Source organism: Hanstruepera ponticola (assembly GCF_012931685.1).
Lineage (GTDB): Bacteria > Bacteroidota > Bacteroidia > Flavobacteriales > Flavobacteriaceae > Hanstruepera > Hanstruepera ponticola.
This window is the reverse complement of the sequence record NZ_JABANC010000002.1, coordinates 268,041-283,861: the sequence shown is the minus strand read 5'-3', so window position 1 is coordinate 283,861 and position 15,821 is coordinate 268,041. Positions and strand designations below refer to the sequence as shown.

The window sequence follows — 15,821 nt, the reverse complement described above, 5'->3', positions numbered from 1 at the left end:
TTAGACTAATTCATAGTTTTAAAACCTGAACTCTAATCCTGCATTAGCTGCAAAAGGCATACCTGGCCTCAAGCCAGCAGGTACTCTTGAAACGGCATACGTCGTATCTAAAGCATTAATTATATTTCCAGTTAAACTGAAGTGATTATTAAAATGGTATTTAGCTGAAAAATCTAATACAAAATTCGAATCAACTTTTTCGTTTTCTGGTATCGCACCAGATCCAGCCATTGTTCTAAATTCACCTAAATAGCGACCACTGGCATTTAGTTCGTATTTTTCATGTTCCAATGAAATCATAAGGTTAAATTGATGTTCTGGAATGTATGGTAATTGATCGCCTTCTTGCACGTCTCCCCATAAACCATCATCGCTACCAAAGCTATTTTGGAATTCCGCATGAGTATAAGTATAACCGAATGAGATTGGTAAAGAAAGTTTAGCGTTATTGGCTAGCAGGTCATAATTAATTAAAGCTTCAAGACCAGCTACGTTTACTTCACCAGCGTTAAACTGTTCTAATGAACCTGTTCCACCAGTTGCAGCTAAATCACTACCTAACAGGTTACTGTAATCATTGTAAAAAACAGCGATTTCACCTTTTAATTTTGAAATAGCAAATCTACTTCCTAATTCATAATTTATACTTTCCTCAGGCTTTTGTCCGGCTTGATTACTTGGTGGAGAGAATCCTTTATGAACACCGCCGAAAATTGATGTCATATTGTTAAACTTATAACTAAATCCAATACCAGGAATAAAGACATCTACTTTGTTTTCACGAGAGGCCAAATTTACACCTGTACGGTTTACATCATTTTTACCATAATCATCACGAGTAAGAACAATGTTTTCATAGCGCAACCCAGGAGTTACGGTTAATTTATTATATCGAAATTTATACATGGCGTAGGCAGCAAATGCTGTAGCTGCACTAACTCTGTTTGCATCCGTTCCAGGAGTGCCAGCAGAAGTTAAAGTCATTAATCCTTGATTATTTATCCTGTAATTATCTACCCATTGAAAACGATCTTCTTCATCATAATGATAACGCAATCCAACTTCTATATCGTGGAAGGTATTATCGCCTTTATAATGATAATCTAGTTTGGTTTGAATACCCTTTGAATGATATAATCTGTTATTGGCTTTTACTCGTAAGGCATCATCAGGTGAGTCGACTTCACCTTTTACAACCTGCATATAATTCGCATAGGTTTCTGGGTCGCTGACAATATTGGCTATTCCAACACGGTCATCATTTAGGGTCACATCATTTAATTTATACCAGTTACGTTGAAATCTGTTATAATATCCTGTTGTAGTAACTCGAAAATCTGGTGTAAAGTCTAATCTATGCGTTGCCATAAATTGAATATGTTCAGTATCCATTCTATCAAATTGAGACGAGGCGTATCTATCAAAAGGACTAGTTTCAAAATCTTCATCTGTTAACCCTAAATAGGTTTCGTTTGAAAGTTCATCTGAATATTGAAATTTAAATTCTAGGGCTTGATTAATTTTTGCTCCTGGACTAGAGTTCACTCGAAACTTGGCAACCACATCGTTTTTGTCAAAACCTGTGTTTTGGTTGTCTAAAAGATTTTTAAAACCATCTGAATTGTAGTTTAAATACTCAACCATGTAACCAAAGTTTTCTTTGCTATCTCCAATTTTGGCTTGAAATTGCCCAGTATTGAAGGAACCATAACTACCAAAAACTTTTCCATAGAAAGAATCTGGTATTTGAGTTGATACCATATTTATGGCACCACCTGTTGTAAATGGTCCATATTGTACTTGGCTACTACCTTTTAATATTTCAATGGCTTCCATTCTTGCAATTGATGGAAAGTAATAGGCTGCAGGAGCACTGTATGGAGCAGGAGCAATTAAAACACCGTCTTCCATAATTGAAATTTTTGCGCTACGTTCTGGTGATGTACCACGCAGACTAATGTTTGGTCGAAGACCATAACCGTCTTCTTCATATATGTTGACACCAGGAACTGTACGTAAAACACGATTAATGTCAGTATAATTAAATTTTGCTAATTCTTCTGGTGAAATGTAATACGCGGAACCTGTTCTGTTTTTGGCTACATATTTATTTCCAAAAATAACGTTTGTGGAAATTATAACTTCGTTTAAATCTTGAACAGAATCAAGAGGTTTTTCATTTTGAGCAGCTAACGATAAGCTTAAAAGTACTGTAAATATTGATAAGTAGTATTTCATTTTTATTTAGACTTATTATAAATAGATTTGATTTTCCGGCTGCAAAAATAATATCAAAAGTTACTTCTTGCAAGTTTATTTAGAATAAATAAAAATAATATTTCTTAATGCTTTGAATATCAGAATTTAAATTCGAAATAAAATTTATATTATTGTTTGGCTTTTATATTTATAGTTAATTTAGGATATGAATAAAGAGGTAATTTATTATTTAATAGCAGTAATGACTATTTGTTCGGGCTTAGAATATTCATTTGCTAAAGAATATAAATCTTTAAATGATTTTCAAAAACAAACTGGTTTAAAAGAATTAACAGCCTCCGATTGGTTGAAATCGGACAGGAAGCGTCATACTCAAGTTTGGCATGAGGCCAATATTTATAATTTGAATAACCAACAGCCCTTTGAATATACTACAATAGTTCAAAGGCGTGATTTCTACGAATGGCTATATCATTGTTTAGAAGAAAAAAACAGTGAGGTTGTTTGGCCAAAAATGGCACATTATATCTCAAAAAAGTTGCGATTAACCAAAGCGTTTCCGTTTAATATTTTTACAAAAAAGAGCGTACAGGATTATGCTTATCAAGGCAGTGAGACTGTTTTTAATAATGCCTTTGAACTTATTACTCGATTGGTAAATTCAAACAACAATTTAAAAGGGCAGAATGCTTTAGAATGGGATAAAATGTTTTTACAAAAAGAACAATATGTGTGGTTGTCAGAAATTTATTCTGATGTGGATAATGAAACCTTAAAAACGATAACAAAAATGGCAAAAGGGAAGGGGTTTTATGCACTTTTGGTGCCAAAAGCTATTCGCTTTGAAGGTGATATTAAGAGCGCTGAAATGCGCTACGAATACGCACTAAACAAGTTGAGAACTTATTGTAAAAAGCATTACCAATAAATTAACGCTTGCTAAAAACGTTATTCCTATTTTAAGTTGTATATTTGCATGCAATTATAATCGTAATTGCATCATGATTGCACATCAAAACAAAATTGTCGGAGAAGGTTTAACTTATGACGACGTTCTTCTTGTCCCAGCTTTTTCTGAAGTTTTACCACGCGAAGTCAGTATTCAAACAAAATTCACTAAAAACATTACCATTAATGTACCTATAGTTTCAGCAGCTATGGATACCGTTACCGAAAGTAAAATGGCTATTGCCATGGCACAAGAAGGCGGTATAGGTGTGTTGCATAAGAATATGACTATTGAGGAGCAGGCATCAAAAGTTAGAAAGGTTAAACGTGCAGAAAGCGGTATGATTATCGATCCAGTGACACTTCCTTTAACGGCTATTGTTCGTGATGCTAAAGAAAACATGGCAGAGCATAGTATTGGTGGTATTCCCATTGTTGATGATAATGGTGTTTTAAAAGGTATTGTGACCAATCGTGATTTGCGTTTTGAGAAAAACAACAATCGTCCAATAGTGGAGGTTATGACTTCTGAAAATTTGGTGACAGCAGGTAAAGGAACGTCATTAATGGATGCCGAAGATATTCTTCAAGAAAATAAAATTGAAAAATTACCTGTAGTTGACGAAAACTTTAAACTTATTGGTTTAATAACATTTAGAGATATTACGAAGTTAACACAAAAGCCAAATGCCAATAAGGATTCTTATGGTAGATTGCGTGTTGCTGCTGCTATTGGTGTTACAGGCGATGCCGTTGATCGTGCTGAAGCTTTGGTAAATGCAGGTGTTGATGCTATTATAATTGATACAGCTCATGGTCATACTAAAGGTGTAGTAAACGTGTTGAAAGATGTCAAGTCTAAATTTCCAAATTTAGATGTCATTGTTGGTAATATAGCAACAGCTGCTGCTGCAAAATATTTAGTTGAAGCGGGAGCAGATGCCGTAAAAGTTGGTATTGGTCCTGGTTCTATTTGTACAACACGTGTTGTTGCAGGTGTTGGATTTCCGCAGTTTTCGGCAGTTTTGGAAGTAGCTGCAGCCATTAAAGGTTCAGGTGTTCCAGTAATTGCAGATGGTGGTATTCGCTATACAGGCGATATTCCTAAAGCCATTGCAGCAGGAGCAGACTGTGTAATGTTAGGTTCTTTGTTAGCTGGTACCAAAGAATCACCAGGCGAAACAATAATTTATGAAGGACGTAAATTTAAGTCCTATCGCGGTATGGGTTCAGTTGAAGCCATGAAGCAAGGTAGTAAAGACCGCTATTTTCAAGATGTCGAGGATGATATTAAAAAATTAGTTCCAGAAGGTATTGTTGGACGCGTACCATATAAAGGTGAATTAAACGAAAGTATTCATCAGTTTGTAGGCGGTTTAAGAGCTGGAATGGGTTACTGTGGTGCCAAAGACATAGAGACATTAAAAGAGACTGGACAATTTGTTAAAATTACGGCTTCTGGTATTAATGAAAGTCATCCACATGATGTGACAATTACTAAAGAATCACCTAATTATTCACGTTAATCGGTGTCTTTCTTTTTGTAGGCATTTGAATTCGATTTGATTAAAAGGTATGGTAAACCAGTTATTGTTGCTAGAATAATAGCGTACAGGCCAATTTTGTCATTTTCATAATATTTAGACAGCAGATAACCAAGTATCGTAATAATGGCCATGTAAAACATGACATTTCTAAATAGTATAGCTATTTTTACAATATTATATTTGGCTTTTTCTTCTTTGGACATGGTATTGTAACCAGCAATGAGATTATAAAATTTGCCATGCTTTATTAAAACTCCTAGAACTATAAAAATTAAGGCTGTTAGTATCATATTTATTCTTGATATAGTTGGCCACGATGTGGTTTTAAGGTATCACGAATGGGTTTCATAATATTTTCTGGTACAACCATAAAAGCAATTGCATGTATATTGGATATAGATTGAAATCCAGTTATATCTGTCTGTAACTGTTCAGTTTTAATGTAATCTTTTAAATGAATTTCATGGTGTTCAGCTGTTTTTAGGGCATCTGGTCCTCTGAAATCCCAAATTAATTTTAATTGTCTCATGCAATAATTCGATTTTGTTAAGTCTAAATTTGAGGAATTTTAAAAGGAATTCAATTTTTTATTCAAAATTAGGTAATTTTGTGTTATTATTTACACAAGTTAATTTTGTAATTATGAAGCCACGAGTCACAACAGAATTTCAAACAGGTCAAGCGCAGATTTTTAAAAATCCTTTTTTAGAGCGTTTGACAAAAACAGACCCTGTATCCAATATCATAGTATATGGTATAACTAATTTAGTTTTAGGCTACATTGCGATTGAAGTTATGGGCTTAAGTGTATTGCAGTTTGCTGGACTATTTGTTATAGGCTTATTTTTTTGGACTTTTGCGGAATATGTTTTACATCGCTATGTATTTCATTGGGTCACTGAAGCCAAGTGGTCACAACGTTTTCATTTTATTATGCATGGGTCTCATCACCATTTCCCTAAAGATGAGGAGCGTTTATTAATGCCTCCAGTACCTGGATTAATACTAGCGTCAATCTTATTTGTTTTTTTCTTTATCATTTTTTGGATAACAGGTTACACACAATTAGTCTATGGCTTTTTCCCAGGGTTCTTTGTAGGTTATCTCATGTATTCATTTGTGCATAGAGCAACCCACATAATGAAGCCACCTAAACGATTTAAGCATTTATGGCATCATCATAGTTTACATCATTATCAATATCCAGATAAAGCGTTTGGTGTTTCTAATACCTTTTGGGACAAAGTATTTGGTACAATGCCGCCAAAGGCCAAGCGTAAAAAGTAACCGTTATTGTTTTTAAGATTTTAAATTTCTAATTCTATTCAAAAGTGTTGGATGCGAATAATGCATAAACACATAAACTGGATGAGGTGTTAAGTTGCTCAAACTATTTTTAGATAGCTTTTTAAGTGACGTTATTAGCGGTTCAGCTTTGTAAGTTTCTTTGGCATAATTATCGGCTTGATACTCAAACTTTCTTGAAACCCAATTCATGATGAGTCCTGTAATTTCTGAAATGGGCGAATACAGTAGTCCAAAAGCAATAAGTCCTATATGGAAACTTGGAATTTCAACACCCAATGCGTTAGATAAAAGCGGATTAGAAATAAAGATTGATAGGATATATAAGGTCAAACCAGTCAGAAGTATTGAAGTTATAAGGTTAAAAATGATATGCTTCTTCTTATAATGCCCAACTTCATGCGCTAGAACAGCAACTATTTCCTCATCTTCCAAATCATTGATTAGGGTATCATATAGTGTTACCCTTTTTTCACTACCAAACCCAGAAAAATAAGCATTTGCTTTGGTGCTTCGTTTTGAGCCATCAATCACAAAAATCTTATCTAATTTAAAACCAACTGTTTTTGCGTAAGATGAAATTTTATCCCTTAAAACCCCAGCTTCTAATGGCGTTTGTTTATTAAATAGCGGTACAATAAGTTTAGCGTAAAACATATTCATAATTACAGTAAATACAGTAACAACGGCCCAAGCATATAACCAAAAGTTGTCTCCAGTAGCTTGATAGAACCAAATAATAAGCGCTAAAATACTACCTCCTAAAACAGCTAACATCAGCCAACCTTTTATCTTGTCTAGGACAAACGTCTTTTTTGTGGTTTTATTAAATCCAAATTGTTCTTCAATTACAAAAGTTTTGTAATAGGAAAAAGGAGTCGTTATTATATCACTACCAATCATGATAATACCAAAGAAAATCAAAGCAATGATTATAGGATTGTCTGAATAACTTCTGGCGAGGTTATCTACATATTCAAAACCATCAAGGAATAAAAACACTAAAGTTAAAACCAACGAAAATGTTGAGGTTAAAATCCCGAATTTGTAATTTGTTTGTTTATATGCTTGTGATTTATTGTATTCGTCTTCATCATAAACATCATTGATAGCTTCAGGCAAGTCGTCATTAAAGTGTTTGGCATTCAGGGCATCAAGTATTTTATCAATGATAAAATTAATGAGGATTATTGCAATTATGATCCAGAATAGAGTGTTTACTGTCATGATAATTATTTAAAATCGCGTTGTCTTTTGGCTTCAAAAATAAGAATTCCTGCCGCAACAGATACATTCATAGAGTCTATTTCGCCATGCATGGGAATGATAATATTCTGGGTAGATTCCTCGCGCCATTCATCGCTTAATCCAGTCGCTTCTGTGCCAACTACAATAGCTGTGGGTATTGTGTAATCTTGGGTATGATAATCTTTTGATGCCTGCAGGGCAGCGCAAAAAATATGGATATTGTTTTTTTTCAAAAACCGAATAATTTCAGATGTTGTTCCCATCGCAATTTGATTGGTAAACACGCAGCCAACACTAGAACGAATAATGTTTGGGTTGTATAAATCGGTTTTCGGGTTAGCAATAATTACAGCATCCAAATTGGCAGCATCAGCTGTACGCAATAAAGCACCTATATTGCCCGGTTTTTCAGGAGCTTCTGCAACCAATATTAATGGGTTGTTTGAGTTAAATTTCAGATTATCAATTTCATGCTCTTTAAATTTTGCTACTGCTAAAACACCTTCGGTTGTATCACGATGTGCTAATTTTTGATACACATCTTTTGAAATTTCAATGAGTTCTGTAGGCGTCCTAGTTAGTTTGGTTACAGCTTGTTCCGATATTAATTCTGGTAGAAATAGGATATTTGATAAATTATAGCCACCTTTTATAGCAAGTGTTATTTCGCGGACGCCTTCAATTAAAAATTGACCAGATTGTTTTCTGATTCGCGATTTTTCCTTGAGCTGAAAGAGTTCTTTGATAAATGGGTTTTGGTAACTAGTTATTTGTTTGTGCATTCAAAAGACGTATTTTAAAAGTCAACTCAAAATTAATTCTTATTTGTAAATTAATGTTTCTTTTCAACGATTATTAAAATTAATCATTAAATTAACGCAACCTTTTGGAATTTTTTGCATCTAATGCATGTACGCTAATACTAATTAACCAATCTTTATGAAAAATTCTTTTAAAATAAATAAAATTACAATTTGCATATTGCTATTAATTTATCCAATAATTTATATTTCAGCTCAAGTGTGTCCGCCAAGCGTTTTGTCTAGTGGTCAAGGCAGTCATAACTTAACAATTGTATCTAGTGATGAAGATTTTATTATTTCGGAAGGAGAATGTGTTGATTTAACAGCAAGTTTTAACGAAATAGGACAAACTAATACATACGCCGTTCGTTCAATACCTTATAACCCTTCGTATAGTTTTGGTGATGTAGGTACTGATACAGGTCTCTATTCTGATGATCAATGGAGTCAATTAATTCCATTAGGTTTTAATTTTACATTTTATCAGCAGTGTTACACCGAATCTAGATTATCTACTAATGGTGTTGTGAGTTTTGATCCAACATTATTAACAAATGAGTTTCATTTTTGGACACCAGCAGCAGGCGCTACAATTCCAAACAATACAGATGCTGCATTAAGAGATGGTAATATTTTCGGAGCTATTCATGATTTATTTCCTCTTGCACCAGGAGTAGATCCTGATTCATATTTCATAACTTATGGTGTAAAAGGTGAAGCACCATTTAGGGTGTTTACTTATAATTTTTATAATGTACCACAATATAGTTGTACTAATTTAAGAACCTCGCAGCAAATATTTTTATATGAAACAACCAATGTTGTTGAGGTATATATTTATAGCAAACCAGCTTGTAATAGTTGGGCAGGAGGAAGAGCAGCTTTGGGTATTCAAAATATGGCAGGCACTCAAGGATTGGCTCCACCAGAGCGAAATACAGAACAATGGGAAGTAACAAACTTTGAAGCTTGGCAATTTTATCCTACTGGTGATTCAGTTAATGAAATTAGGTGGTATGATGATACTAACACAGTCATTGGAACTGGAAATTCTATCAATGTATGTCCTACAAGAGCATCAAATTATACTGCAGAGTTAACCTATACTGTTCTGAATTCATTCTGTCAAGAAACAACAGTAGTTGTGACACGTTGTGTAACTATTAATATGGATGGATCTGAAGCGGCAGCTTTTGAATTGTCACCTACTTGTGATGGCGCAACTGCAACTATAATTGGAGAATCTGGAGGTGTTTTCTCTTTAGTTCCAGATTCTATTGGAAATAATGACGTTGTTATTGACCCAGATACTGGTGAAGTGACCAATGGAATTCCTGATACTAACTATTGTGTTGAATATACAGTTACAAACTCTGAAGTTGTATCAAGCATAAGCTGTTTTGAAGTTTTATCAGCTACTGATGCTAGTTTTTTTATGACACCAACTTGTGATGGTGGAACAGTGAATATTACAGGTACTCAAGGAGGTGTTTTTTCTTTTGAAGAAGAACCGATAGATGATGCAATACTTAATACCGAAACAGGAACCATTACAGGAGGTACATTTGGAATGACATATATTATTAGATATACGTCCCCTGGAGCTTGTCCTGACTCTTCGATACAAAGTGTTACGGTGTTATTGCAGGATGATGCTAGTTTTTATATGACACCAACCTGTGATGGAGCTATAGCGACTATTACAGGTGATGATGGAGGTATTTTTAATTTTAATCCTGATCCAGCAGATGGCGCGGTTATTGATCCTGTAACTGGAACAGTAACGGGTTGTATTCCTGGTGAGACCTATTATGTAGAATATATCGCAAATGGAACATGCTCAAATTCAACTATTGAAAACTTTACGGCAGGTTGTGTTGGTGTCATTGAAGTTAAAGCCTTTATAGATGAAAATTCTAACGCAATTTATGATACTTCAGAAATGGACTTCAATCAAGGTGTTTTTACATATGAAATTAATAATGACGGTATAATTCATTACTTAAATTCAAATTCCGATAGTTTTTTAATTTATGTAACAGAAGATGGCGATATGTATGATATTGGTTTTACTATGTACGATGAGTATAATACTTGTTTGAGTCAGACTTTGAGTATGGTTGAAGATGTTACAGCTACTAATAATGAAACTGTTCAAGTTGAATTCCCTCTAGAGGCAATTAGCAATTGTGGTGATATAGCGGTCTATCTAACGGCAAATGCTTCACCGAGACCTGGTGTTTTATATAATAATACATTAACCATATCAAATTTAGGGCTTTTACCTAATTCTGGTTCTATTGAATTCACTTATGATCCAATGCTAACATTAGAAGGTGTTTACAATGTTAATTCTGGAAATTCTGTTACAAATACGACTACAGGTTTTATTTTAAATTTTAATGATTTACAACCTGGTGAGTCAGAAACTGTAACAGTTAGATTGGATGTTCCTGCAAGCATTATGGCTGGAGATTTACTTACAAATTCTGTTGTCTATAATATAAGTGATCTTAATATTGTCAATAATGAATCTACATTAACACAAACTGTGGTTAATTCTTACGACCCTAATGACAAAATGGAATCCCATGGGCCTGAAATTATTTTGAATGATTTTACCAGCAATGATTATCTGTACTACACTATTCGATTTCAAAACTTGGGAACTGCCGAAGCTATAGATATCCGTATTGAGGATTTATTGGATTCCCAATTGAGTGCCTCGACATTTAAAATGTTACATGCCAGTCATGATTATGTATTAACGCGCATAGATAATAATTTGACATGGCAATTTGACGACATTGATTTGCCAAGTGAAAGTATGGACGAACCCAACAGTCATGGCTATGTCTATTTTAAAATCAAACCTACGCCTGGTTATGCTTTAGGCGATGTTATTCCAAACTTTGCAGATATCTATTTTGATTTTAATCCCGCAATTACGACGAACACTTTTGAAACAGAATTCGTTAATAATCTATCAGTAACAGAATTTGATAGTTCACAATTTTCAATCTATCCTAACCCGACAAATGATTTCCTGAATGTGAACATGAGCAATCAGATAGGAAGTCAGTTATCTGTGGCGATTTATGATATTCAAGGAAAATTGATTTCGGATCAATTGTATAAAACTGACACAACAAATTTCCAAATAGACGTTTCTAACTTATCTACTGGTTTGTATGTTATTAAGTTATATAACGAAGAATTCCAAGAGATAAAAAAGCTTATTATAAATTAATACAAAAAAGAAGCTGTCTAAAAAATCGAAAATCTGTCATTCTGAATTTATTTCAGAATCTTATTTCTTTTTGATTTTCAGTTTGTTTTAGAATCTGAAACGCGTTCAGATTGACAAAACAATAATTTTTTAGACAGCTTTTTTTTATTCGTTTTTATATTTATCCGAATACCGTTTCGCTAATTCTGTTTGATGGGTCTCTAAACTAATATTTCGACCTTGTATAAAAGCGTGGGTTAAAATATTGGTTCGCATATCAAGTGCATCGCCTTCACTAATGAAAAGTGTGGCATCTTTGCCTTCTGCAAGAGTGCCACAAAAATCATCTATACCTAAAATTTTAGCTGTGTTTGAGGTTAATAATTTTAGAGCTTCTTCTTTATCTAATCCGTATGCCACACACGTGCCAGCATAAAATGGTATATTACGTGAATTAATACGTTCATTTCTACTTTCAGATTGTAAACCAACCAATACACCTTGGTCAACTAATAGCTTAGCAGCTTTAAAGGGAAGATCATAATCATCATCATCACTTTTAGGTAAGCTGTGAACACCATTTAATATCACAGGAATATTGTTTTGTTTTAACAAATTAGCAACCTTGTAAGCATGATAACCTCCAACAATTACAATATTCAATTTGTTTTCTTTAGCAAATTCAACAGCATCAGTTATACCTTTTTCATCATTAACATTTATAAACAGTTTTTGACTACCATCTAAAACACCCTTTAATCCTTCATATTGGAGATTTTTAGTTTTTCTATCACCTTCTAAATACGCTTTTGAAGCAGCAAAAAAGTCAGTGAGTTCTGTAATTTGATTGTTATAATTTTCATTAGGTTTTAACACATTTGGCTCACCTAACCACCAACGACCTCTAGAATAGGGGCTAGGCCAGTTTAAGTGAACACCATCATCAACTTTTAGTGCTGCATCTTCCCAGTTCCATGCATCAAATTGTACAATGGATGAGGTACCAGATATACGACCGCCTTCTGGCTTTATTTGACCTATAAGTACACCACTTGGTCTCATGGATTCAACAATTTTAGATTCGGCATTATAGGCAATTAAGCTTCTTATATTTGGATTCATTTGCCCAACTTCATCACTGTCTTGCGTGGCACGTACGGCATCAATCTCTACCAAACCCAAAGTAGAATTTGGAACAATAAAACCTGGATATACATGTTTGCCTTGAGCATTGATGATATCAGTTTTAGTTCTATCTATTCTTATAGTAGATCCATCTGCTACCGTTTGGATTTTACCATTTTCAAAAATAATGACACTGTTTTCAATAACATTACCATCTCCAATATGCGCTGTTGCTCCAACAATAGCTATTGTTTTTGATTGTTTGGGAGCTGGTGTCTGTTGTGCTTGACTCATATTTGTTATTAAAAAGCAAGCAATTAATATATATAGTTTTCTCATGTTCATTTTTCTAATTTATAGTTTCGCAATGAAATTCTTTATCTATTTTCTTTTCAATAGGCTTTGTTTTTAAACCTTTGTTTTTGGCTTGAAGCATCATGGTTGTGAGTTCATTTTTTTCACGTTTCATGGATGCTCTCATTTGTTCATCGCGCTCCATGTCAAAATAAACCGTGCCATCAATAAGTGTTTTTTCAGCTTTGGCATAAATAGATAATGGATTATCACTCCATAAAACTATATCAGCATCTTTACCTACCTTTAAACTACCTACGCGATTGTCTATATGTAATAGTTTTGCAGGATTGAGTGTTACAAATTTCCAAGCTTCTTCTTCACTGATACCACAATATTTAATTGATTTTGCTGCTTCTTGATTCAAGCGTCTAGACATTTCTCTGTCGTCACTATTTATTGCGGTTATAACTCCTTGATTGTGCATAATTGCTGCATTTTGTGGAATAGCATCGTTCACTTCAAATTTATAAGCCCACCAGTCACTAAATGTAGAACCGCCAACACCGTGTTCTTTCATTTTATCAGCTACTTTATAGCCTTCTAAAATATGTGTAAACGTATTGATGTTAAAGTCAAATCTTTCAGCTACTTTCATGAGCATATTAATTTCACTTTGAACGTATGAATGACAAGAGACAAAACGCTCTTTGTTTAAAATTTCAGATATGACTTCCATTTCTAAATCTTTACGATATGGTTTGCCACTTTTTTTGGCAGCATCATAAGCTTTAGCTCTGGTGAAATAATCTGTGAACATTTGCTCGACACCCATTCGTGTTTGAGGAAAACGAGAACGTACGTTGTCACCCCAATTGGATTGTTTTACATTTTCGCCTAATGCAAACTTTATAAATTTTGGTGAATTGTTATAAATTAAATTATCTGGTGATTCACCCCATTTTAATTTAATGATTGCTGAACGTCCACCAATTGGGTTTGCAGAACCATGTAATATTTGGATGGAAGTCACACCACCAGCCAAATTTCTATAAATATTGATATCTTCAGAATCAACAACATCTTCAATACTAACTTCGGCAGTAGAATTGTGCCCTGCTTCGTTTACAGCTGCTGTTGCTATATGAGAATGTTCGTCAATAATTCCAGAAGTTACATGTTTGCCAGTAGCATCAATTACTTTAGCATTACCAGCGCTCAAGTTTTGCCCTATTTTTGCAATTTTTCCATCCTTAATTAAGATATCGGTTTGTTCTAAAATACCTTCTGATTCATTGGTCCAGACCGTTGCATTTTTAAATAGAATAGTTTCTTGTTTTGGTTTTTCACTAAAGCCATAGGCTTCATTTGGATAGGTTACTGGGAATACTTTTGGATGGTCTTTCTCTTTCTTGGCATCAGACTTTTTATCTTCAGAAGTGTCTTCATTAACTTTTTTGGTAGCATAAAAAGTGGTCTCGTTACCGTTTGGTAAAATGGCTACACCATTAAAGTTTTCTGTTGATTTTATTTTAAATGTTAAACGCACAAAATCTTGTTTCGTGGTATCAATACTTGAGAAAATTAGAGTCATCCAATCATCAGTCATCGAAATACTAGAGCCTAATTCTTGACTGTCTGTTTTGACTTTTGATTTTGGCTTATTGACATCTCCAGAAATAGAAACTTGGTATTTCTGTCCAGCTACATTAACATCGTAATCACCACGCAAATCTACTGCATTCATTGGAGTAATTTCATGTCTATCACCAATCACCCAGTTTTCGTATAAGGTAGTTTCTTTATCAAAAATATCTCCTGATGTAATTAGAAAATTGGCATAATAGCCAGCTTTTAATTGCCCTAAACTAGCTTCTTTACCAAGTGTTTTAGCAGGAATAGTCGTTAGTGATTCTAATGCAGCTATTTCGTCAAAACCATATTCAATAGCTTTTTGAAGTTTCTCTTTAAATTCTTTAGGAGCTTTTAAATCGTGCAGTGTTAATGCAAATGTTACACCGTTTTCATTTAAGACTTTTGGGTTTGTTGGGCGTTGATTCCATTCGCGTAATTCAGATAAGCCAACAGCTTGAGCTAAAAACGGATCTTCCATGTCGTAAGCATCTGGGAAGTTTATTGGAATAACAAATGTGGCATTTGTTGCTTTTATGTTATTTATCATTTCATATTCATCACCACCTCCAATAATAACATACTGTGTGTTGAATTCATCGCCAACTTTATCAAATCGTAAAGCATTCATTTTATTGCCTGCTTCTATGAATTGCACTAATGACTTGTTGTTATTGAAAGCTTCTAAAGAACGATCTGTTACTTTTGACAATCCTTTTCCATACCAATCGGCATCGTAATTTACTTGTTTAAGTAAAGCTATAGTGCCCATTAATGATGTAGGATAGGCTTGGTTAGAGGTCACACTTTTACGTGTTGAATAATATTGTCCAGATCTATCATCTAAAATACGTTCAGCATCATTAGTATTTGGTGCTAAAGCAATTAGACTTCCCGAACCTCTAATGATACCATCAGCAATATGGGTGTTAACAACTCCAAAACCAGCTTCACGTAGATCTTTAGCGGCTTTTGAGTCAAAATTATAATGCTCTATAGCGTTTTGTTCAGGCCTGATATGGTCATTCCAATAGTATCCTTCTCGAGAAGCATCGTATTGAGGAGCATTGGAACGTTCAGAACGTTGTGGTTTTTTAACCCCAAAATCAGAGTAAACATCAATAAATGACGGGTAAATATGCTTGCCTGATAAGTCATGAACGACAGCATTTTTTGGAATGCTAATATTTGTTCCAGAAGAAACCACTTTACCATCTTTAATTAAAAGTGTTCCGTTATTAATGACCTCTGAAGGTGTGGTATGTATAGTTGCATTAGTAAATGCTACATAATTAGTATTTTCAGCTTTTACGCCATCGTTTTTAGGAACATAGTCTTGTGCGGAAACGAAATAAAAGCACAAAACCAGAACAGGAAATAGAATTTTTTTAATCATAAAATATTGGTTAGAAATTTTGAAGTCTAAAGATAGGCAATCACGAGTCTATAAAAACTATAAGACCCTATTTT

At 34.0% G+C, this 15,821-nt stretch carries 11 protein-coding genes; 4 read left to right on the top strand and 7 right to left on the bottom strand.

All coding sequences use genetic code 11. The features are described from left to right. Positions 1-18 precede the first annotated feature (18 nt). A complete protein-coding gene (locus HGK31_RS07165) occupies positions 19-2,238 on the bottom strand; it encodes a TonB-dependent receptor family protein (protein ID WP_191859127.1) in 2,220 nt (739 codons plus the stop codon). A 187-nt stretch (positions 2,239-2,425) separates the two neighbouring features. On the opposite strand from HGK31_RS07165, the gene HGK31_RS07160 reads away from it, so the two are divergent. Both HGK31_RS07160 and guaB read left to right on the top strand, forming a co-directional pair. Beyond that, positions 2,426-3,148 (top strand): Insecticidal toxin complex protein, encoded by a 723-nt coding sequence (locus HGK31_RS07160; protein ID WP_233451024.1) that lies wholly within the window; start codon positions 2,426-2,428, stop codon positions 3,146-3,148. A gap of 73 nt (positions 3,149-3,221) precedes the next feature. Continuing rightward, on the top strand, positions 3,222-4,694 hold the full coding sequence (gene guaB / locus HGK31_RS07155) for an IMP dehydrogenase (RefSeq protein WP_104734261.1): 1,473 nt from the start codon (positions 3,222-3,224) through the stop codon (positions 4,692-4,694). Here the strand turns inward: guaB and HGK31_RS07150 are convergent. After that, the gene (locus HGK31_RS07150; RefSeq protein WP_191859126.1) at positions 4,691-5,005 is read right to left on the bottom strand and encodes a DUF3784 domain-containing protein; all 315 of its coding nucleotides are present in this window, start codon (positions 5,003-5,005) and stop codon (positions 4,691-4,693) included. The genes guaB and HGK31_RS07150 overlap by 4 nt on opposite strands. A 2-nt stretch (positions 5,006-5,007) precedes the next feature. Then, the gene (locus HGK31_RS07145) at positions 5,008-5,244 is read right to left on the bottom strand and encodes a hypothetical protein (protein WP_191859125.1); all 237 of its coding nucleotides are present in this window, start codon (positions 5,242-5,244) and stop codon (positions 5,008-5,010) included. Between the two features lie 113 nt (positions 5,245-5,357). Between HGK31_RS07145 and HGK31_RS07140 the strand changes: the two genes are divergently transcribed. Further along, a complete protein-coding gene (locus HGK31_RS07140; protein ID WP_104735770.1) occupies positions 5,358-6,002 on the top strand; it encodes a sterol desaturase family protein in 645 nt (214 codons plus the stop codon). A 12-nt stretch (positions 6,003-6,014) separates the two neighbouring features. Here the strand turns inward: HGK31_RS07140 and HGK31_RS07135 are convergent, their stop codons facing one another. Then, positions 6,015-7,247: a M48 family metallopeptidase gene (locus tag HGK31_RS07135; RefSeq protein WP_191859124.1), complete on the bottom strand. Its 1,233-nt coding sequence runs from the start codon at positions 7,245-7,247 to the stop codon at positions 6,015-6,017. Positions 7,248-7,252: 5 nt separating this feature from the next. Beyond that, positions 7,253-8,050 carry a TrmH family RNA methyltransferase gene (locus tag HGK31_RS07130; protein WP_191859123.1) on the bottom strand — a complete coding sequence of 266 codons (798 nt, stop codon included), beginning with the start codon at positions 8,048-8,050 and terminating at the stop codon, positions 7,253-7,255. A 157-nt stretch (positions 8,051-8,207) separates the two neighbouring features. Here HGK31_RS07130 and HGK31_RS07125 point away from each other — a divergent pair, with 157 nt between their 5' ends. After that, a complete protein-coding gene (locus HGK31_RS07125) occupies positions 8,208-11,321 on the top strand; it encodes a T9SS type A sorting domain-containing protein (RefSeq protein WP_191859122.1) in 3,114 nt (1,037 codons plus the stop codon). A 144-nt stretch (positions 11,322-11,465) separates the two neighbouring features. On the opposite strand, the gene HGK31_RS07120 is transcribed toward HGK31_RS07125, so the two are convergent. Together HGK31_RS07120 and HGK31_RS07115 are read right to left on the bottom strand one after the other, a co-directional pair. Next, a complete protein-coding gene (locus HGK31_RS07120) occupies positions 11,466-12,719 on the bottom strand; it encodes an amidohydrolase family protein (protein WP_233451023.1) in 1,254 nt (417 codons plus the stop codon). Positions 12,720-12,774: 55 nt separating this feature from the next. Beyond that, positions 12,775-15,747, bottom strand: coding sequence for an amidohydrolase family protein (locus tag HGK31_RS07115; protein WP_191859120.1), 2,973 nt, complete (start codon positions 15,745-15,747; stop codon positions 12,775-12,777). Positions 15,748-15,821: the final 74 nt, after the last annotated feature.

Excerpts from the sequence above, each read along its gene's own strand:
- HGK31_RS07165 (WP_191859127.1), bottom strand. The coding sequence starts at position 2,238 with ATGAAATACTACTTATCAATATTTACAGTACTTTTAAGCTTATCGTTA.
- HGK31_RS07160 (WP_233451024.1), top strand. The coding sequence starts at position 2,426 with ATGAATAAAGAGGTAATTTATTATTTAATAGCAGTAATGACTATTTGT.
- guaB (WP_104734261.1), top strand. The coding sequence starts at position 3,222 with ATGATTGCACATCAAAACAAAATTGTCGGAGAAGGTTTAACTTATGAC.
- HGK31_RS07150 (WP_191859126.1), bottom strand. The coding sequence starts at position 5,005 with ATGATACTAACAGCCTTAATTTTTATAGTTCTAGGAGTTTTAATAAAG.
- HGK31_RS07145 (WP_191859125.1), bottom strand. The coding sequence starts at position 5,244 with ATGAGACAATTAAAATTAATTTGGGATTTCAGAGGACCAGATGCCCTA.
- HGK31_RS07140 (WP_104735770.1), top strand. The coding sequence starts at position 5,358 with ATGAAGCCACGAGTCACAACAGAATTTCAAACAGGTCAAGCGCAGATT.
- HGK31_RS07135 (WP_191859124.1), bottom strand. The coding sequence starts at position 7,247 with ATGACAGTAAACACTCTATTCTGGATCATAATTGCAATAATCCTCATT.
- HGK31_RS07130 (WP_191859123.1), bottom strand. The coding sequence starts at position 8,050 with ATGCACAAACAAATAACTAGTTACCAAAACCCATTTATCAAAGAACTC.
- HGK31_RS07125 (WP_191859122.1), top strand. The coding sequence starts at position 8,208 with ATGAAAAATTCTTTTAAAATAAATAAAATTACAATTTGCATATTGCTA.
- HGK31_RS07120 (WP_233451023.1), bottom strand. The coding sequence starts at position 12,719 with ATGAGTCAAGCACAACAGACACCAGCTCCCAAACAATCAAAAACAATA.
- HGK31_RS07115 (WP_191859120.1), bottom strand. The coding sequence starts at position 15,747 with ATGATTAAAAAAATTCTATTTCCTGTTCTGGTTTTGTGCTTTTATTTC.